The organism is Xanthomonas nasturtii, from assembly GCF_023337365.3.
Classification (GTDB): domain Bacteria; phylum Pseudomonadota; class Gammaproteobacteria; order Xanthomonadales; family Xanthomonadaceae; genus Xanthomonas; species Xanthomonas nasturtii.
On the sequence record NZ_CP142084.2, the window covers coordinates 2,062,437 to 2,082,300 of the forward strand.

Genomic DNA, 19,864 nt, shown 5'->3' on the forward strand with positions numbered 1-19,864 from the left:
TCAATGCGCGCACTGTGCAGCAGTTAGGGCCATTGCAACCGGGGGCGTCCGTAGCAACGCCTAAGCGCAAGCCCAATCTTCCACGTCCAATGCAACGCCTCAATCAGGAGGCTTTTATGACTCAGACCAACGATTCTTCCCCTGATTCGGTCGGCAAAAGACCGCCAGTGCCACAAGGCTTGCGCGAAAGCTTCAAGGATTACCCCGATCACATCGCGCGGTTGGAAAGTGCGCTCCAAGAGTCGGTCGATAAGCCATCGCCAATCCCTCCGCCATTTGAGTTTGCGATCTGGGCGATCGAGGACTGTCTTGATACCTTTATCGACGAATCACGTGAAAGGCTCAGGGTTGCAGAACAAACGGGCGACCCAGAAGCAATCGCACTGGCGAAGGCAACGCATCTACTCATGCTTCATAGCGCCGCTAAGGGCACATGGAAGGAGCAGAACTTGATGGATTATTTTGGCTTCCCAAGTTCGAATTATCCCAATGGTCAAAGCCAGCGCACCGATCAGGATGTTCAAATGACACAAGAAAATTCTCCTTCATCTGGCTCGATTGACGAATATCCTCCCGTTCCTGAAGGGTTGCAGAAAATTTTTCAGGAATATCCTGAATATATAGATAGATTGAAATCGGCCCTCAGAGAGTCGGTGGATAGTCCGTCATTGGTCACTCCTCCCCTTGAACTTGCAATATGGAACCTAGAAGATTGCTTGGATTCCATCTTGGGTGAGGTCAATAGGGAGCTTAGGGAGGCTGAGGAGGACGGTGACCCCGTAAAATTGGAGGCGGCCGAGAAAAAGCGTAGGCAGCTTGGGCCTGCGGGGTTCAGTCACAACTGGAAAGGTAGCAACATGTTTGCCTACTTTGAAGCACGCGGAAATCGGCAGTCATGACCGGAATTCAAGACCCGCTTGATCTGGGACAGCACGAAGATATTTTCAGGAAGCAAATTCTAGCTGACCTGAATTTTGAGGGACTCTCAAGTTATGAAAGTCCTAGGGCAATCATTCTGGCGGGCCAGCCTGGAGCTGGTAAAGGCAGTTTAGCGCGAGCGGCAAGCAGCGATTTGCATGGTGATTCCATAAAGATCGATCCTGACGAGCTTCGTAGATATCATCCAAGGATAGATAAGTTTCGGCATGAAAATCCGTTCTATTGGTCAAGTCGGACTCATTCCGACGCAAGTCAATGGGCCGATGAACTGTTAGCGGAAGCTACCTCTTCAAAGAAAAATATAATCTTCGATACAACCTTGGCAAATGGGGAATGGGCATCGAAGACGCTCATTAAAGGTCTTCAAGACAATGGTTATGAAGTTGAGGTCCGCGCCGTTGCGTCACCTAAGCTAGAAAGCGAGCATGGTGTCGACAGCCGATTTACAGCGAATATCGACAGGGATGGCTATGGTCGTTATGTGCCTGAGGGCGCGCGTGATGCAATCTATAGCAGAATTCCGAGTAGTTTAGATACGATCCATGCAGTCAACAACGTGCCGATCCGCATCTTCAATCGTGAGGGCATCGAGCTTTACGACAGCCGCACCGATGCACGCATGCCTGGTCAAGCGATGGAAGAAGCGCGCAACGCGCGGCTTAAAGATCCCGTTTTCACCGAGCATCTTCGGGAAGCCTGGCAAAAGCAAGTCGATTGGCACCGTGACTTGCCGGACCATGTCCAAGAGATCCCGAAATCTGATCCTGATGTCCAAGCAAAACTGCTTGAGGAGCATGCCAAGCTCCGGGTGAGCGATGTGGTTGCTAGTCGCATGGAGGGCATTGCCACCATCGACGAACTTGTGCGGCCAGGTGCTCCGCCTGCACGCGTGCCTGTGCCGGAACCTGAAATCCCAGGCCTGCGTCGCGCCGGGATGACAGCAGGGCTTGCTGGCTTAGGCGTTGCCGCGACCGCCTACGACGCGTCGCAAACCGGAGAGCGTGTTGGCACTCTGTTGGCACAAGACAACCCCACCGCTGCGCGCTCGGAAGCGTTGCACTTTGCTGCCCGGGGCGCGGGCGGCTGGGCAGGCGGCGCTGCTACCGCTGCCGTTGTTGGCACGACCGGTGCCGGCCCCGTCGCGCTGGTGGTGGCTGATGGTTATCTATTCAGTGGCGCTGCCGACAAGGCCGTGACGCTTTGGGACAACCGTCAGATCTATAAACAAACCGACAAGCAGGGCGTGAGCTGGGAGTTCAATGGCAGCCAGTGGCTTCGCCAAGAAAAGGCAGACCTGCAAAACGATGGCGCGGATACCCCACAGAAGCAGGGCATGTTCGCGCTGCCAGAAAAAGCGCGCGAGCTGAACTATCACGCCAGTAGCGAAGCGACCGAGCAGGCGTTGGGCAAGGTGCAACCCAGTAATCCCTATGCGCAGCCATCCAGTGAGGCAGATGCGGCGCATCTCTACGCACGGGATTGGCGGCATGATCCGGCAAGTGGCCAGTGGTCACGGATGATCGCCGATGAAGTCGATCGGAACGATCGCCCTGTCTGGACGGTTGATCCGGCAAGTCCTGAGCGCAATGCCGCGTTGGACCAACAAGCAGCTCAGGTGGTGGACACCAACATTGCACGTGGTCCAGCTGCGATTGCCGCGACCTATCAAGCTGCTTATCAGCGCAATGGTTGGGACGACTTTGGCCCCGTGCCAGCGGCCGTGCAAACCGCCTTAAACCCCGACTCACTGCAAGCATCGGACGGCAAGCAGTATCAGCGCGATACGCAAGGCCAGTGGCGGCATGACGGCGTTGCTGCCGAAGGCAATGTCCCGTTAGAACTCAACGCAACGCGTGAACGCCTGCAACCGGCCTTGGAGCAGCATGCGCAGGCAATGGCACAGATGCCGGCAAGGCAAACGCCAACGCTGCAGCAGCAGGATCAGGCCAATACCGAGGCGACTTATGCCGCCTATGGCGTTGCGCCCAATGCTCAGACTGCTGGCGCGATCCAGCTTGCGGTGCAAAAGACTCGTGACGCAAACGGGATCGATGCAGCGACCAGCTCTTTGGCATTGGAGCGTGATGCTTCCGGTCAATACTCGGTGGACAGTCCCATCCAGCATTTGAGCCGTGACGCCGATGGTGTGGTGCGTGTCGCAGCGACGACCAGCACTGATGAGATCCATCAGGCACTTGGGCAGGTGCAATCAGTTCGGCAGGAGCAACCACCTTCGACGGGTGCACCTGAGCTGCGCATTGATGCGCAATCGCCCCAAGAACGTGACGCCTATGAGCAAGCCTTGCGGGAGGCCAATCGGCAGGGCGTTTCCACGCAAGAAGCGCAACAGGTTGCGAGCTTTGCGGCGACATCAGCTACCGCCCCGCATGTGGATGAAACCCAAGCGCCTCAGGCAGCCATTGATGCGCAGCGGGATCGAGACGTTGCACGCACACCCGACGCGCCTGCTGCTGCTGCGGAGATGGCAACGCCTGCTCCGGTCGTGATGCCTGCATCCATCAGTGCGCAAGTGCGGGAAGAACCGTCCCAGGTCGCCAAGCCTGCCGAACCGAAGCCCGAACCTATCCCGCAACGCGAACCACAAGAAACCCGAACACTTGAGGTTGCCGCGCCCCCGACAGCCGGCGCAGTCCAGACTAAGGCAGAGGCAGTAGACCCACCCACGGCAAGCGCATCTGCGCCAAGTGCCGGGCCGGTTTCATCTTCTTCAACCTCTCCCGATCAAGCGCCTACTCAGGCTGCTGCCGCAATATCGCCTGCATCAAGTGAGGTTGAAGGGTTGCGCCTCGGCGACCGGGGGCAGGAAGTCGAGTTCTTGCAGTATCGCTTGCAGCAAGTGGATGCCCGGGGTCCAAACGGTCAGGCCGTGCCGCAAGACGGGCACTATGGTCCAGAGACCGAACATGCCGTGAGGCAGTTCCAGCAGGACCAAGGTTTGCCGGCAACGGGCATTGCCGGCCAAGATCTGGATGCAGCGTTATCGCAGGCACAACACACGCGTCGGGAAGCTTTGAAGCCCACAGCACCGGCTTCGGCAAATAACCCGGTGGAGCAAGGCATCGAGCAGAAAGCGCAAGGAGTCACGCCACGGAACGAAGCGCCATCGGCTGTTCCATTGCAGGCAATGCAGCCAGAGGTTGCGCAAGCGACATTGCCGGCAACGCCAACGCAGAGCGAAGTGCCGGCACAGATCGTCTTGCCCGAGCGCACGACCTCCTCCTATGTGTCATCGCCGAGCTTCGGTGGTGCAACCGCCCGCTCAAACGCACACAAACGCGATGAGGATCGGGTCGAGCAAGCCAAGCCCTCCCAAGATGTCGCTCAGCCGGCATTTCCGTCTGATCATCGGGACTACCCCTTGTTCTCTGCCATCCAGGCACAACTTCCGAAAGGCACTTCCGATGAGAAAGCGGCCGAAGTGCTCCATGCCGTCAAAGAGTCAGGGATCGAGCGTGCAGATGAACTTCGCAAAGTGACCATCCAAGATGATGTCGCCTTTGTCTTTGGAAAAACGCCCGGCTTTCACTCGGAAACCTCGCTCAACACGCCATCGCCTGGCATCAATGAGACCTTGCAGAAGACGGAGGCATTGGATCAACGACGGGCGCAGGAGATGGTGCAATTCCAGCGCGAGCGCGAAGAAATCGACAGGAACCCAACGGGCCCAGTAATGACGCTCGCTGCCCACTCTCAGCAGCAGGCGATGTCAGACGCGTCTGGTGGTGATGGGGGCGGGGGCTGACGTGCTAGAAGCCTAGGATCGGCGCGATAACGATTGGGAGCGGCCCGTGCTCAGCATTGATGTTGACGCGTCCTGTGTGTTGTTCGCAGTGCCTCGACTTAGCAATGCGCGGCTGCGCTTTGCGCAACGCATTTTCGCTTGGCGCAAACCTTGCTTGCTGAAAAATCAATAGCGTTGGGCTTGCATCCTTCGGTGTGGCGCCAATGCCAACGCCAGATCAACAAAACGCAAATGTAATTTTAATGTCTGCGCGGGTAGCCTCAACCCACACAAGTTGTGCAGTAGATCTCGAAGTGTAGGTGCTATGGATAGCGAGTCAGCTCAGACGGATGACGCAGAACAACCGCTTTTTCGCAAGCGAAAGGGGCCGGAGACAACCTCCACGCTCGGCGACCTAAAAGATGCGTTTCCCTCATCCATCCGGATCTGGATCGGCTGTGGTTGTGTGCTTTTCGTCTTGCTGGCCTCGTTTGTTCTGATCGCCTCCTACTCCAAGCGTGAGCATGTATCGGGCCAGATCATCTCGACGCATGGGCGGGTGGATATCCGCAGTGGAACGCCTGGCCTCATCCTGTCGACGACGTTGAAGCCCAATGCCTTGGTCAAGAAGGGCCAAGTGCTTGCGGAGCTGTCGGCCGACATCACTGACGAAGCGGGTCGCTCTTTATCTGATGAGACGATCAAGCGCGCGCTTACCCGATCAGAAGAGCTGACCAAGGAGCAATTACAGACACGCGAATTTTCCGGCCAGCGCGAGCGGGAGCTGACGCGTCAAGTCGAAGAAACGAGCGGCGCGATGCAGGAGGTCGCTCGCAAGATCTCAATCTTGGAAAAAAAATACGCCAAGAACCAAGAACTGTTGAAGACCATTGAGCCGCTCCTTGCTGAGAAGTATGTGTCCAAATACACCTACCTCACCTACGAAAACGCTCTCTTGGATGCAGAGGCTCAGATCCAGGATGCCCGCGCGCAACAGTCCACACTTCGCAATCAACGTGCCGCTTTGCTGGGTGAAATCACCGAGATAAAGACAACGGCCAGCAGGCAAGCAAGTGAAATCGAGCGCGAGAAATCCACGATCCAAGATCAAGTGGCCAGAGCCAAGTCCGACCGGCTGCAGACCATCACCTCACCCTTGAGCGGCACAGTCGCAGCGATCTATGCATCACAAGGTCAGCGCATAGGCACCGACGCGATCATTGCGTCGATCACCCCAAGTGAGTCGGTGTTTGAAGCTGAAATCCTCATTCCTTCAAGAGCCATCGGACATGTGACGGTCGGCACCGAGGTGCTGCTTAACATCGCCGCATTCCCGAAAGCAAAGTATGGCGCCATCCAGGGGCGCATCGCATCGCTGTCAACGCAAACCAGCCCCCTCGGCGAGTTGGAGCGCCGCTATGGTCGCCAGTCGCCTACTGAGCCGGTCTATACCGCAAGGGTGGCATTGCCCTCGCAAACCATCGGAGTCGCCCAGGAAGCGAAGTCCTTCTTGCCGGGGATGGAAGTGGATGCGGAACTGATCTTGGAGGGGCGCAAGATTTGGGAGTGGATGTTTGACCCCTTCCAAACCATGGGCTCACGCTTGACCGGTGAAAAGCGATGAAAGATGTCTTGACACCAACATCCAATAGCGATGAGGAGCCGGGTCGCTCTGCCCAACCAAGCCTGGTGTTCTCCTCGAAGCGTCGTGTGCCGCATATCCGCCAGACGGAGTCGAGTGAGTGCGGCTTGGCCTGCATCGCGATGCTGCTTTCCTACTACGGTCATGAAACAAGCCTCGGGGAGCTTCGCAACCGCTTTACGGTGTCAACCAGTGGGGCAACGCTGGCTTCGCTGATTGAAATCGCTGATGCCAACGGGCTCACAACGCGTCCGCTTCGCTTGGAGCTTTACGAACTGCCCAAGCTGTCGCTGCCTTGCATGGTCCACCTGCACCACGGGCACTTTGTCGTGTTGACGGCTGTCCGGGGCGGTCATGTGCATATCAGCGATCCCGCAACCGGCGTCAAGAAGATTAAGCTTGATGAGTTTGATGAACTCTTTAGCGGCATTGCGTTGGAGGCGCATCCCGGCCCGGCCTTCAAGAAGATCAAGAGTGTGCCATCGGTATCGCTTCGCGATCTGGCGGGCTCGCTTCGGTCCCTGGTGCCCGCGTTCTGGGGCGTGGGCATCTTGGCGCTGTTCTTGGAAGGCTGCGCGCTGATTGCGCCGCAATACCTGAGACTGACCATGGATCAGGTGCTCAGTGTCAAGGACGATGGCCTGGTCACCACATTGGCGATCGGCTTTTCGATCGTGCTCTTGGTCCAACTCGTCTTGACCGTTGCCAGGAAGTGGACTTTGTTGTGGATTTCTTCCACAACCGGCTTGCGGTGGAGCAGCAACTTGTTCCGTCACCTAGTGTCGCTACCCCAATCGTATTTCGTGAAGCGGCACACCGGGGACATTTCAAGTCGCTTCCAGTCGATCTACTCTATCCAGCAGTCACTCACGACGAAGATGCTGGAAGCGGTCATCGATGGGGTGATGTCTTTCCTCATGTTGTTGCTCTTGATGAGCTACGACGCGCCGCTTTCCTTCGCCTTGTTGGCTTTCACCATTGCCTATGTGGGTTCGCGCTACGCCTACTACGCCAAACTCAAAGAGGCCAACCTCGATCAGATCAACATCGATGCACGCCGGCAAAGCTTGCTCTACGAAACGGTCCGAAGCATCCAGCCCATCAAGCTGTTCAACAAGTCAGCGCTTTGGGCGTCGCGCTTTACGAACTACAGCGCGAAAGCGACTAACGCGACCATCGGGGCCGAGCGGATCCGCATTGGGTTCGATTCTGTCCAGCTTCTCATCCAGGGCCTGTGCCGCATCTTTGTAATTTGGGAAGGCACCCGGCTGGTGCTCAGTGGGGATATGACGATTGGGGTGCTGACGGTTTTTCTGATCTATGCGACCCAGTTCAGCCAGCGCAGCATCAACCTGGCTGACTACTTGATGCAGCTGCGGCTGCTTCGCTTGCACACCGAGCGGATTTCAGACATCACCCACAGCGAGCCTGAGTCGTTTTTGCACGGCAACGGCGCACTGGAGGATGCTGCGCCCGCCATTGCGATCGTCAACGGCTACTTCCGCTACTCGTCCACGGACAAGTGGATCATGAGTGCCTTGCAGCTCAGGGCTCCGGCAGGCCAGGTGATTGCAATTGTCGGGAACTCAGGCGTGGGTAAGACCACACTCATCCGCGTTCTGGCGGGGCTTGAAGATCTTCAAGTCGGAGACTTCTTGGTCAATGGAGAGGATCTACGGAAGGTCGGTAAGTCGAGCCACCGAAGCAAGGTCAGCATCGTGATGCAGGGTGACAATCTGTTGTCCGGAACACTAGCGGAAAACATCTCTATGTTCGACGAGCACATTGACCAAGAACGTCTCGTGCAGGCTGCGAAATTGGCGTGTATCCACGACGATATTCAGCGCATGCCAATGGGCTTCAACACCAGAGTTGGCGACTTGGGAAACACGCTGTCAGGTGGTCAAAAGCAACGGATCTTCTTGGCCAGAGCCTTCTACAGGCGCACTAAGTTGTTGTTGATGGATGAGCCAACGACTGGGGTTGATGAGCAGATGGGCATACAACTGATGAAGAACATCAAGAGCATCGGCGCAACCACAGTCATCGTGACGCATGACAAGAACATCTCTCGGATGTGCGACATGCACTATCTTTTCGTAGGTGGAAATCTAAAACCTCTGATCAAAGAAAGGTCAGAAAAATCTGAGCTTAATGAGTTGGCTGAACAGCTGAAAATCCCAGCGCGCAATGAGGAATAAGTGCTCATAAAATCAACTTGGAGGGCGGGGCGCCATTATAAATCCAATCAGAACACGATCTGGTCGAAATCAAATTCATAGGATGGAGTGCTGTAATGAGAGAGCTGACAAACGAAGAGTTGTTCCTCGTGGCAGGTGCCGCTGCTGCTGCGGACGTTGATCCCAGCGAGCCGCCAACAGAGCTACCTCCAGTGGTCGTTAATCCACCACCGTCGGAGCCACCAACATTGCCACCATCGCCGCCAGTTGAGCAACCTCCTCCGCCTCCGCAAGGAGGCGGAGGCGGCAGTCCCTCGCCAATAGTGAGCGGGCTTGGGACTGGTGTAGATGAATACATCAATAAAAGCGATGCGGTAAAAAATTTGCTTGCACAATATGTCGCTAGCGATAGACATCCTGCCTTTAAGGATCTTGGTGCTGTCAAGGGGGACGTTGAAAATGGCCAGATCTTTATTGACGACAACTATGCGGGTACAACTCTGGAAGCTGCAACAATTCTTAGTCATGAGTTATATCATGTTTACAATCCTGTTGATTATGGAACGCCAAATCCTAGCGAGGAACAGTATGTAAATACTTGGCTAAATAACGAGGCCGGATCACTGGTTTTTGAGTTAAATTTTGTCAATCAAGTCGAACCTACAACGCTGAGTCAATATCCAGCTGAGGTCACAAGCATTTACAACCAGATAGGATCGACATTGACACAAGAACAAGCAATGAGTCAGCTTGCGACTTGGTATGGGAATCAAGATCATGGAGGAGGGCAAACGGTAAGGCAATATTATGAGTCTGTATATAATGGGAACTGAGAGGGTGTGATCTATGAAGAAGTTAAAATTTAACGGGCCTCAATTAATTCTGAGTCTAGCCGGCTTGTTGGTGATTTCTATTGTGCCAAATGTGGGATATTGCGCCGACAGCCAGCTAGGGAAAATTATCTCTTTATTTAATAGCGGTGTTTACGTCAGCCAAACTCAGATTGAAAATGCCCTTGCAGGTGAACGAACATCTATTCTCAGGGAAGAATCGCTTCATCGATATTATAGGACGTCTTTCAGTGCGCCGTCTTCGCAAATAAGGGAACTTAGATTTGGATCTCATCGAGAGGATGCTCAAAGTCAGAAATGGATAGTCGGTTCTCTTTCTGCTTTCTTTCCTGATTCCAAGATAGAAGGCTGCGAGACATACGATGACCTTGTTAAAAGTATGGGTTTCGCTGAAAGGATGCGTGAACCTAGATCATCAATCAAGGGTGCTTCTTGGACTCGTCCGGCCACTTTGTCCAAGGGTCCTTACGTCATATCAATATCCACGACTGACGTGACTAAACCTTGCGTTTCTGGATTGACAATTGTGGAAGAAAAAAATAATCCAAAACCTAAGCACTGAAGGCTTGGTGCGAGAGCGGTGAGAGGCTTAAATTATTTCTTCATTTGCGACAAGGCGCGCTCTTGGTTAGTTCGCTGGTCAAACGCTCCGGACCTCGTGGGTCCGGATCGTTAAGGTTTGGAGGTAAGATTGGTAATCCGTCTTTGAATGGAAGCCGAGTAGACAATTAAGGCAGGTGCACATGTTAGACATACGCCAATAAAAAAAGTGCTATAACCCTGGTTTCGCCCATAGCGCGTGGTGAGATAAGCCACTGCAAGGCCTGAGAAGCCGGCAAGCACCCTGCCGAAGATCGAGTAGAAGCTTGTTAGCCAAGCGTAGTGCTCTCCTGCCCGTCCGAGTGTGACTAGCTTTGACATGTAAGCAACCAACGCGATGCCGGTATAGCTACTGGCAAGGTTTTGAAGAATAACGCTAGCCCAAAGCAGCTCAACAGACCGCTCGTTGGACGAAAGCAAGGCAAGACCGAGGAGGGCAAGGGCTTGGAGAGCTGCGCCAACAAGAATGGTCGTGCCCAGAGACATGCGTCTCAAGCTGGTGCCTGCGGCCAAAATTCCGAGGAAGGCAGCAGGGATGGCTAGCCAGATGTGCAATGATCCGACCGCACTCTTCCCGATGCCAAGGGCATGGAAGAAAGGATTGATCATGGGACCCAGAAGAATGTCCGGTAGGCGATAGCAGCCGATGAAGATGACCACCGCGATCCACCCTTGGAGGGTGGAGGGTCGAAGCGACACCAACGGAGCCCCCTGCTTCTCCGCACTCGTGGCATCTGGGGTGCGGGTGCTATCGGGATGAGATTGCAGAAGGAGCGTTCCGCAGATGGGCACCAACATCAGTGGCAGCAGAAGGGCATAAGCAACTTGCCAAGACAGCCGCGCTGCGAGCAAGAACACCAGACCGTCGCTTAGCAGAAGAGCAATGCGGTATCCAAACTGATAGGCAGTGAGGAGCTTGGCTGGCTGCTGGTGCACCGACTCCTGTTCGATGCGAAACGCATCGACTGAGGCATCCAGGGTCGCACCGGCAAAAGCGGCTGCGATGGAGCTCAATGCAATGAGTGGCAGACTACCGGTGACGACGCTCAGAACAAGGCCCAGGAGGGATAGAGCGACCATGACCGAAGACAAGACAATCCAGCCTTGACGGTGCGACATGGTGCTTCCAACGACCGGCGCATGGCGTTGGTCGAGATGGCGAGCCCATAGGAATTTGAGGGAGTAGGGAAGCGCGGTCCAAGCCAAGGCACCGATGACTGCGATCGAAAGCGACTTTTCGCTGAGCCAATAGCCTAAGGTGCTGCCGATAAGCGGATAAGGCAAACCAGAACCGAAGCCCAGGAACAAAAATCCAGTCCAGGCCTTGGTCGGCCTTGATGTCACTTCATGCATGGGCTGCAACTGCCTTGTCGCTTCGGTTCGTCCATTCGTATCAAGGAAGCAACGTGTCTTCCTCAGCCATCTTTGCGAAGGGTGTAAGTCTTGGTTCCAAGCATAGCGCCCGTCCTATCACGCACCAAGCGATGCGCTTGCTTGAAGTGAGGGCGCAAGCGGTCCCGGAGTGCTCTCGCCAGGCGTCGGTGATGCCCTGGCATAGCCACGAAATCCAGGATCCAGAGTTGATCACCTTCGTTCCAGTCGCTAATCGGTAAGAACGGAGGATCTTGCATAACCAAATGACTGGCGGTTTCAGGGGTTAGATATGCCCATAAGGCGTAGCCAGTCCATACCCCATCGTCCTCCTCGATCGTCACGAGTTGGCGTAGGCGAATCGCAGGCCACAGCCACACGTAGGCAGCTGCGATACTGAACTTCTTGCGGTCAGTCTTGAACAGGAGTTGCATCGCCAGGCCAAGCGCCTGCGCATCAACGGAATTCGGTTGCATGGGCGGTGGTTGAGCTAAAAGTCTGCGCTGCAACGGCAGCGTCCGGGAAGGTGAGCAGTGCGGCAGGGATTGATGCACGCCCGTTCAAGCTTAGACCCACCAGGTAGCTGGTGGGTTCGCAGTCGACAGACACGACGGTCTGATGGTCCGAACTGGTGATGCCGAGTGTCTCATCCGCGACTTCGGCACCGAAGAGCAGTGTTCCCCCATGCACGCGTGGCCCCGACAGCTGGGCCGCATAAGCCATGCGGTGCGTATCAAAGAAATACAAAGCGGTGGACACGTGATCGCTTGCGTAGCCCAGTACAAGCCAGTGTGGCGGTAAGCCTTTCCAAACACGGCGCGAGACCGCGACCTCGGTTGCGATAAAAGCCGAGACCCGCTCGGGTCCGGACGACCGATCGGCAAGGATCGACCGCACCAGCTTGATCGCGCGGCGCTTGGAGACGCGATAGGAAAGGCGTGGTCGTGGTCTCAGCCAGCGTTTGGCCGCACAAAGATGAAGATCTGCGTTCGGGAGTGCGCGCACGAACGCTGCGATCTCCTCGCCAATCTGAGACCCCTGGGTTGCTTTACCTCTGAGGTGGTCGGAGAGCCAATCGTGGCGCTCGTTGTGCTTTGTGGGCTGATCGAATGCATAGTCAACGCGTTGTTGTTCACGGTAGTAGCGCGCAATGAGCGATTTAAACTGCAACACCTCTTGGCTTGACTCAGGCAAAGCACACGCTTCTGCACAGTGATGGAGAAACGCAGCTTCCATGTGATGCTCGATCTGGATGAGCAGTTGATCGATGGGGGCGACTGCCTTGTCAAAGCGGGAATACTTCTTGAAGAAATAGGCAAGCGATGGAAGCGAGTGGCGAACATCACGCATCTCATCGCCGAAGAAGTGACGATGTCCATCTGTGCCATGCTTCCAGCTGGGAACTGCGCGGAAGCCGCCGAAATCCAGGAACTGCGCGTTCAATGAGATGTTGTCGCTTGTCGGGCGTCCGGTCCAAAGGCGATGCGCGCGACTTGCCGCAATTTGCTCGGCAAGGCGGAGGTAGAGCCAAGACAAGTCAACGCCTAAGCCATTGGGATTGCCGGCATCGCACTGTGCATGTTCGTCGGCAAAGTGGATGGCATCTCTGACCCGCAGGCTATCTTGAAATTGATCGCTGTTTGCGCTGCCTGATGTTCCGAAATACAGGCTGCGCTCGAAGTGCGCCAAGCGAAGGAAAGCGGGCCGGATCAGAATGGCGCACCGCTCCGGTTCGTCTGCATCGGTGCGTGCCAGGGAGAAGCCGGCATCGATGATGGCAACGATGGGCACTGCCCCGTGGGGGAGTTCTGCGTTGAGGATCTCGCTGGCGACTGCCTCGCGAATGGCATCGTAAAGATAGAGACAGCCATGCGAGTGCGACCAATCATGGGCCTCGGAGACCAATGGTGTGGGGCCGGTTCCTTTGGCGATGAGCATGCCATCGGAGCCACAGCGGCCACTCCCTCCGTGGATTGCCCCACCGCTCCCGCCATAGCGATCAGCGTCCAGTGTCCGTCCGCCGAAGCTGCCGGCAACGCAGTGAGCTTCGAGGGAGGTCACGGCGAAGCGTTCAAGCAAGGACGCTGAGATGCTGGTCCGAGTGGGCTTGTCGTGGATGGCGATGCCCAAGTCATGAAACCAGCGCTCATTGAGCCAGAGCACGGAAGCATCTGGCAGCTTTCCCACTGGGAAGGGCACGAGCATCGAAGTGCCCACGCTGGCGAGGTTCAACAGGTTGGGGTCGTTCTTGTCATCCATGTCCCAGTAGTCATTGGGCATTTCGCTTCCTTGTTTCCGCAGGTGTTGCGAATTCGCGTTCGATCGGCTTTGGTGATGCTATCAACCTGCCGGCAATTCGTCCTGCTGCTGCTTGGATTTTCGAAAACCACGGGACATCACCACTGCATGGACAGGTAGCTTAAAAGCGGCGCAGGGCCTTGCAAAAATCAGATCTGTACAGGTCTTATTCATTTTATTTTATAACTATTAATCATACGTGGTCGCCCCTGAAAAATCCCCTTCAAGCACCAAAGGTCAGCGGCGACCGGTGCACCAGGCTCAAGGATGCCCCTGCCATCGCCTGCAACCAGGCACGCAAAAAGGCGATCCAGCGCATCAGCCAGCGCAGGTTGTAGCCGGCGGCGCAGCCGAGCACGTTCAGTGCATCGCCTTGGGCACCCTTTAGATAACAGCGATTCAAGCGGCAGTCCTGTTTCAGATGTCCAATCACCGGCTCCACCGCTTGCCGGCGTTTGATCCAGCTCCATTGCCGTCGTGTCAGCGTCTTGGCCTTGCCGCGATGCAGGATCTGCACGCCATCTACCTCACGTCCGCGATACCCCAGGTCCACGATCGCTACCTGCGGGGTTACATTCACATCCTGCAGCAACCCACGCGTCTGCTCCAGCTGCTCGGCCAACGTATCGCCGTCGTAAGGATTGCCGGGAAAACTGCGCGCGCCCACGATCAAGCCTTTGCGCGCACTCACCGCAATGCCGACCTTGACGCCAAATTCGTAAGGTGTCCGTGCCTTGCCCTTGCTCATGCATTCCACTTCCGGCGCATGCAGGGCGTAGAGCTTTTGCTTGTCCTTGGGGCGTTGTGTCAACACCCGTTGTGCGCGTTCCAGCCAGACACTGATGCGCTCACGCACCAAGGGGTCCAGCTTGCGTTGCAGATCGCGTAATACGCGTCCCAGGAGCGTGCGTTGGCGTCGCAGCACCTTGTGCATGCGCTTGAACTGGCGCGCATGCGCATAGCGCCCGGCCTTGCGGCTCAAGACCGGGCCTTGCCGCGCATAGGTCTGTCGTAGTGCGATGCCGTGGCGCTTGGCCAGCAGCACCAGCTTCTTGCGCGCCACCTCCAGCAGCCGGCTGTCGGTGGGATGGGCGATCGCCTTTTCCTGCACGGTGGTGTCCACGATCACCCGCGACAACTCGCGTGCATCCACCGCCTTCATCGCATGCGCGGTGTTGATCGTGTGCGCCAATAGCTCTTCCATGCCCGCTTCGCCCAGACGCTGTCGCCAACGTGTCAGGGAACTGGGATCGCACGGCAAGCAGGTCTGGAATACCACCTCGCCGGTGAAGAACTGCCAGTACGGATTTTCCAGCCAGCGCGCGCATACGGCCTCGTCGGACAGGTCGTAGGCGTGCTTGAGGTAGAGCAGCCCGGCGATCAGACGCATCGGCAGGCCGGGCCGTCCGCCGCTGGCAGTTGTGGCCGGCAATCGCGGCAATAGCGCCTGCTCCAACGCACTCCACGGCAGCCGATGGCTCAGCTGAACCAGTGGATGGCGCAGGTCGATCTGGTTTTCCAGACGCGAACGAAACAACTCATCGGCAGGCAACTGCTCGGCGGCAGGACGGCGTGTACGCATGGGCGAAAACTGCCAGAAACCAGCGCGTACAGTAACGAAAACTGGCAGTTCCAGCACGCCGAAAATGCGGGGGACGCCCTGCAATGGATGTGGTTTGGGGGTTTTTCAGGGGCGACTACGTAGGGGGCGCAATTGCTGACCCAACCGTAGTGCGGAAATTTTAATAAAGAATCAAACAGCAAGAGCGTAGTGCGGAAATTTTAATAAAGAATCAAACAGCAAGAGCGCACTTATGGTTTCTGCTTTGCAGAAACCGTGCGCCAACGCTGCGCGTCGGTGCGGTGGCTTCGCCACCTCGTTGCTATGCTTCGCTAGGCAACACAGCCCCTTCAAAACCCTGAGATTCAAGTCTCTTTGTTGTCCAGTTCGCTTAACTCTCGACAGGAGATGTTATGCCGCTTCTTTGTGTGCTCCACAAACAGGAGTTTCACAAATGGCGATTTATCACGCAACAATGAAGTCTTTCAGTCGAGGTAATGGCGACTCGTCGGTCGCAGCAGCAGCCTACCGAGCAGGGTTTGATCTGCTCGATACAAGCACGGGGCTTGGCGACGTCCCCCAGATTTTGAGTAGCGCCGCAGTTTGGAGTCCAATTCCCTACCCGAAGGAGATTGGACGTGAAGAAACGTTTTACTGACGAGCAGGTCATCGGCTTTCTGCGTGAGGCCGAAAGCGGCGTGGCGATCAAGGATCTGTGCCGGCGCCATGGCTTCAGCGAGGCCTCCTACTCCCTGTGGCGCAGCAAGTTTGGCGGGATGAGCGTGCCCGATGCCAAGCGACTCAAGGACCTGGAGGCAGAGAACACGCGCCTGAAGAAGCTGCTCGCCGAGCAGGTGTTCCAGAACGATCTGATCAAGGAGGCGCTGCAAAAAAAATGGTGAGCGCACCGGCGCGTCGTGCGCTGGTGCGCGAGTGGATCGGGCGGGGGGCCAGCGAGCGTGGCGCGTTGGCCGCGATCGGCATGAGCGCCAGTGCGCTGCGCTATTGCCCGCGCGAGGACCGCAACGTTGCGCTACGCGAGCGCATCGTGGAACTGGCGCATCGCCACAAGCGCTACGGCGTGGGGATGATCTATCTCAAGCTGCGCCAGGAAGGGCGCCTGGTGAACTACAAGCGTGTGGAGCGCTTGTACCGCGAGCAGCAGCTGCAGGTCCGCCGCCGCAAGCGCAAGAAAGTGCCAGTGGGCGAGCGTCAGCCGCTGCTGCGGCCATCGCAGGCCAACCAGGTGTGGTCGATGGACTTTGTGTTCGACCGCACCGCCGACGGCCGGGCGATCAAGTGCCTGGTGATCGTGGACGATGCTACGCACGAAGCGGTCGCCATCGAGGTGGAGCGAGCGATCTGCGGCCATGGCGTGACGCGTGTGCTGGAGCGGCTGGCCATCCGCCGCGGCTTGCCAAAGGTGATCCGCACCGACAACGGCAAGGAGTTCTGCGGCAAGGCGATGGTCGCCTGGGCGCATGCGCATGGGGTGCAGCTGCGGCTGATTCAACCCGGCAAGCCGAATCAGAACGCCTATGTCGAATCGTTCAACGGCCGGCTGCGCGATGAATGCCTCAACGAGCACTGGTTCCCGACACTGCTGCACGCACGCACCGAGATCGAGCGCTGGCGACGCGAATACAACGAGGAGCGACCCAAGAAAGCAATCGGCGGCATGACGCCCTCCGCGTATGCCCAACAGCTGGCCAACAACGATATCATCAACCCCGGACTCTAAACCCGGCCGCTACTCAGGATGGGGGGACGTCGGGGGGGTAGCGCACCAGCGGGAACTTCAAGGCTTGCCCGTCGAGGGACCTTCGGATACGCGCCTCCCACCTCAGCTGCCCGTCCGTCCTGAGCGTCACGCCCGCCACAGAGCTAACGGCCTGGGAGGCTTTGATGCCGCGCGGAAGCGTGCCATTGAAGGTCTTGGTGCGCCCCGGCTTGACAGCTGCTTTGGCTTTGCTCACTTAGCGTCTCCCTGTATCCTTAGACGGATGGCCCCGTGGCACAATTGGATAGCGCGCGTCCCTCCTAAGGACGAGGTTGCTGGTTCGAACCCAGCCGGGGTCACCACTTTTTGACAATCGGCATGCGTAGGCTGGTCGTTACCACAGACTTGCCACAGTCAGGCTGGATCGCCACGCAAAGCCTTGTTCCGCTTCGGTCTTAGTCTAGCGACGTTGTCCCTCCTTAGAACCTGTTCACGATCTTCGCAGATCAGTGCAGACTATGCGGATGCGCCAAAAGAGCTATCCGAGTGACATGAGCCGGGAGCAGTTCGCACACGTGCAGCCGATCCTGGAACAAGCGCGCAAGCGCACCAAGCCACGCCGTGTGGATTTATATGAGGTGTGGTGCGCAGTGTTGTACGTGCTGCGAACCGGTTGCCAATGGCGAGCGCTACCCAGTGACTTTCCGAAGTGGCGGACCGTGCACTCGTACTTTGCCAAGTGGAGCGAGTGCGACGATGAGGGGGTGAGCCTGCTGGAGCGGGCGCTCAAAAAATCAGGTTGGCGTGGCCCGCGTGAGACAGGGGCGCAACGCTTGCACCAGGTTCTTGATCGTGGACGCGCAGAGCGTCAAGAACACGGACACAGCTGGGCAAAAGGGGTATGACGCAGGCAAGAAGGTGTCGGGCATCAAACGGCATATCGCTGTTGATAGTCAGGGGTTGCCCCACGCAATCGCGGTGACGACGGCGGAGGTGACCGACCGCAAAGGTGCGCTGCAGGCGTTGGAGCGCTGTCAGTCAAACCTGACGCTTGTACAAAGCTTACTGTGCGACGGCGGTTACACCGGAGTACCGTTTGCCAGCGGCGCGCGAGAGATTTTAGGCGAGCAGCTCACGGTGCAGATTGCCAAGCGCAGCGAACTGCACACCTTCAAGGTCATGCCCAAGCGATGGATTGTCGAGCGTAGTTTTGCTTGGCTGGAGAAGAACCGAAGGCTATGGAAGAACTGCGAGCGCAAACTCAACACCAGCCTGCAGTTCATCCATTTGGCCTTCTTGGCACTGTTACTCAGAAGATTGTGAACAGGTTCTAAGGGGAAGGTCGCCCGTTCGAATCGGGCCGGGGTCACCAGGAAAATCAAGCAGTCAGCGCTAGGGTCGGTGTTTGCGCAAGCTCCGTAACTGCATGGTAACTACAGCTGTCTACTGCGCGGTTACCAAGAGTAGCAAGCCCCTCTCTGAGTATGGGGATGCCTCGGCCTCCGGCGCTGGTCGCGGCGCCTACCGCCGTTGCCAGAGCCACCAAGCCGTCGATGCGGCAGCGGCAGCGCTGATGTGGACCGTGGTTGGCGCCGGCCCGCCGATGCGATAGCGGTGTGGTGCGCCGTCTGTGGTGACCAGCTGAGGGCGGTGGCCCGGCTGGCATTCGGGAATGCTGGGCGGCAAGGGCATAGCTTCCTGGCGCATGTCAGTCCTTGGCCTGCGCCAGCCGAACGTGGGGTAGAGCTGGCTGCTGGTCCGCGACATCGATAGCTGGGGGAGATGTTCATCTAGTGAAGTTCGAGTCATTTGTTACTATCGCGTTAGCTGTAGGGGTGCGGCCCCATGCCGCAATGGAAGCAACAGGGGAATGGAATGAAAAAGCTACTCGCCGCTGCGATCGTGATCGCGGCGCTTTCTGGCTGTGCGGCTAATCCGCCGCTCAACTTCTCTGTGCCGGGCGTAGGAGTCAGCAGCAAGAAGCTCGATGCTGAGCTGAAGTCGCTCACGGTCACGCTAGCCCGGCCGGACGAGGCAAAGGGCAAGGTTCCGCCCGAGGCGCAGCACGAAATACCGGACATGTGGGAGAACGCCCTGACCGAGGCGCTCAACCGGATGGCGATTTTTCGTGACGACGCACCGCGAAAGTTGAATTTGTCGGTGAAGATCCTGGCGATCGACATACCGTCGTTCGGCGCGTCCATGACCACCAAGACCATCGCGCGCTACGAGCTGATCGATCGAGCGAATGGCAGCATCGTCTACACCCAGGACGTGAGCGCTTCGGGCACTGTGCCGGCGGGCTATGCGTTCGCCGGCGTGATCCGCGCTCGCGAGTCTGTCAATCGCTCTGCCCAGAACAACATCGCGCTGTTCCTGCAGGCTTTGGAAACGGTCGACGTCAGCAAGCCAATGTTCCCGAGCAGCCAGGCGACCCCGTGAGGTCTTTCATCGCCGCGGTCATCCTCACTGCCGCAGTAGCTGGGTGCGCACCTAACGTGCGCACCGACAGCTATTCGGTGGGGTCGGTTGGTCAAGTAAATCGGACCGTTGCCGGCACGGTGATCAGTGCGCGCGCTGTTTCGATCGATGGCACCCAGGGCGGCGGCGCGGCGGCGGGCGCGGCAGCAGGCGGCATTGCCGGCTCATCGATGGGCGGCAGTAGTCGTGCCAACGCAGTAGGAGCAGTTGGCGGGTTAGTCGCCGGCGCCATTGTCGGGGCCGCAGCTGAGCGCTCCGCATCGCAGGCGGATGGCGTGGAGTACGTCGTGCAGACCGAAAACGGTTCACTGATGACAGTAGTGCAAGGCGCGACGCCTGCATTTGCAGCAGGCGTCCGCGTGCTTGTTCTGTACGGTTCGCCGTCCAGGCTGATCGCTGATCCTCGCAACTGATCGGCAGCACCTGACTGGGCGAATGCGTAAATAGGCCAGTGCGGACCCACTTACGTTGGAAGAACC

Annotated in this window: 14 protein-coding genes, 1 tRNA gene and 2 pseudogenes; 12 read left to right on the forward strand and 5 right to left on the reverse strand. The window is 57.3% G+C overall.

Annotated features, from left to right (window positions below):
- Window positions 1–179: 179 nt before the first annotated feature.
- The 6 genes and pseudogenes from M3O59_RS09085 to M3O59_RS09110 all read left to right on the forward strand — a co-directional run.
- Window positions 180–392, forward strand: a pseudogene (locus tag M3O59_RS09085) (hypothetical protein); the annotation flags it as partial.
- 503 nt (window positions 393–895) lie between these two features.
- The gene (locus M3O59_RS09090) at window positions 896–4,702 is read left to right on the forward strand and encodes a zeta toxin family protein (protein WP_249047168.1); all 3,807 of its coding nucleotides are present in this window, start codon (window positions 896–898) and stop codon (window positions 4,700–4,702) included.
- A 304-nt stretch (window positions 4,703–5,006) separates the two neighbouring features.
- The gene (locus tag M3O59_RS09095) at window positions 5,007–6,305 is read left to right on the forward strand and encodes an HlyD family secretion protein (RefSeq protein WP_116906816.1); all 1,299 of its coding nucleotides are present in this window, start codon (window positions 5,007–5,009) and stop codon (window positions 6,303–6,305) included.
- Window positions 6,302–8,524 (forward strand): peptidase domain-containing ABC transporter, encoded by a 2,223-nt coding sequence (locus M3O59_RS09100; protein WP_116906815.1) that lies wholly within the window; start codon window positions 6,302–6,304, stop codon window positions 8,522–8,524. Before M3O59_RS09095 ends, M3O59_RS09100 begins: the two co-directional genes overlap by 4 nt.
- 95 nt (window positions 8,525–8,619) lie before the next feature.
- A complete protein-coding gene (locus M3O59_RS09105; protein ID WP_080764670.1) occupies window positions 8,620–9,336 on the forward strand; it encodes a hypothetical protein in 717 nt (238 codons plus the stop codon).
- A 13-nt stretch (window positions 9,337–9,349) separates the two neighbouring features.
- Entirely contained in the window at window positions 9,350–9,916 is a 567-nt protein-coding gene (locus M3O59_RS09110) for a hypothetical protein (protein ID WP_147308582.1), read from the forward strand.
- 110 nt (window positions 9,917–10,026) lie between these two features.
- Here the strand turns inward: M3O59_RS09110 and M3O59_RS09115 are convergent, their stop codons facing one another.
- The 4 genes from M3O59_RS09115 to M3O59_RS09130 all read right to left on the reverse strand — a co-directional run bounded on the left by M3O59_RS09115 (window position 10,027) and on the right by M3O59_RS09130 (window position 15,205).
- A complete protein-coding gene (locus M3O59_RS09115; protein ID WP_116906814.1) occupies window positions 10,027–11,307 on the reverse strand; it encodes an MFS transporter in 1,281 nt (426 codons plus the stop codon).
- Window positions 11,308–11,369: 62 nt separating this feature from the next.
- Window positions 11,370–11,801, reverse strand: a complete 432-nt coding sequence (locus M3O59_RS09120) for a toxin-activating lysine-acyltransferase (RefSeq protein ID WP_116906813.1) — start codon at window positions 11,799–11,801, stop codon at window positions 11,370–11,372.
- Window positions 11,782–13,605 (reverse strand): protein adenylyltransferase SelO family protein, encoded by a 1,824-nt coding sequence (locus tag M3O59_RS09125; RefSeq protein ID WP_116906812.1) that lies wholly within the window; start codon window positions 13,603–13,605, stop codon window positions 11,782–11,784. Before M3O59_RS09125 ends, M3O59_RS09120 begins: the two co-directional genes overlap by 20 nt.
- 241 nt (window positions 13,606–13,846) lie before the next feature.
- Window positions 13,847–15,205: an IS5 family transposase gene (locus M3O59_RS09130; protein ID WP_330462520.1), complete on the reverse strand. Its 1,359-nt coding sequence runs from the start codon at window positions 15,203–15,205 to the stop codon at window positions 13,847–13,849.
- A gap of 433 nt (window positions 15,206–15,638) precedes the next feature.
- Between M3O59_RS09130 and M3O59_RS09135 the strand changes: the two genes are divergently transcribed.
- Window positions 15,639–15,842, forward strand: a complete 204-nt coding sequence (locus M3O59_RS09135) for a hypothetical protein (RefSeq protein WP_249050284.1) — start codon at window positions 15,639–15,641, stop codon at window positions 15,840–15,842.
- Window positions 15,823–16,925 (forward strand): IS3 family transposase gene (locus M3O59_RS09140; protein WP_373419003.1). Its coding sequence is split into 2 segments (ribosomal slippage): window positions 15,823–16,072 and window positions 16,072–16,925, totalling 1,104 coding nucleotides; the frame shifts between segments, so codons are not numbered across the junction. The genes M3O59_RS09135 and M3O59_RS09140 overlap by 20 nt, the downstream gene beginning before the upstream one ends.
- 28 nt (window positions 16,926–16,953) lie before the next feature.
- On the opposite strand, the pseudogene M3O59_RS09145 reads toward M3O59_RS09140, so the two are convergent.
- Window positions 16,954–17,160, reverse strand: a pseudogene (locus tag M3O59_RS09145) (site-specific integrase); the annotation flags it as partial.
- A 29-nt stretch (window positions 17,161–17,189) separates the two neighbouring features.
- Between M3O59_RS09145 and M3O59_RS09150 the strand changes: the two are divergent.
- The 4 genes from M3O59_RS09150 (at window position 17,190) to M3O59_RS09165 (ending at window position 19,798) form a co-directional block, all read left to right on the forward strand.
- A tRNA-Arg gene (locus M3O59_RS09150) sits at window positions 17,190–17,266 on the forward strand.
- A gap of 162 nt (window positions 17,267–17,428) precedes the next feature.
- Window positions 17,429–18,227 (forward strand): IS5 family transposase gene (locus M3O59_RS09155; RefSeq protein WP_330462772.1). Its coding sequence is split into 2 segments (ribosomal slippage): window positions 17,429–17,700 and window positions 17,699–18,227, totalling 801 coding nucleotides; the frame shifts between segments, so codons are not numbered across the junction.
- Between the two features lie 552 nt (window positions 18,228–18,779).
- Window positions 18,780–19,346, forward strand: a complete 567-nt coding sequence (locus M3O59_RS09160) for a UDP-N-acetylglucosamine acyltransferase (protein WP_116906751.1) — start codon at window positions 18,780–18,782, stop codon at window positions 19,344–19,346.
- A complete protein-coding gene (locus M3O59_RS09165; protein ID WP_249046552.1) occupies window positions 19,343–19,798 on the forward strand; it encodes an outer membrane lipoprotein in 456 nt (151 codons plus the stop codon). The genes M3O59_RS09160 and M3O59_RS09165 overlap by 4 nt, the downstream gene beginning before the upstream one ends.
- The last annotated feature ends 66 nt before the right edge of the window (window positions 19,799–19,864 follow it).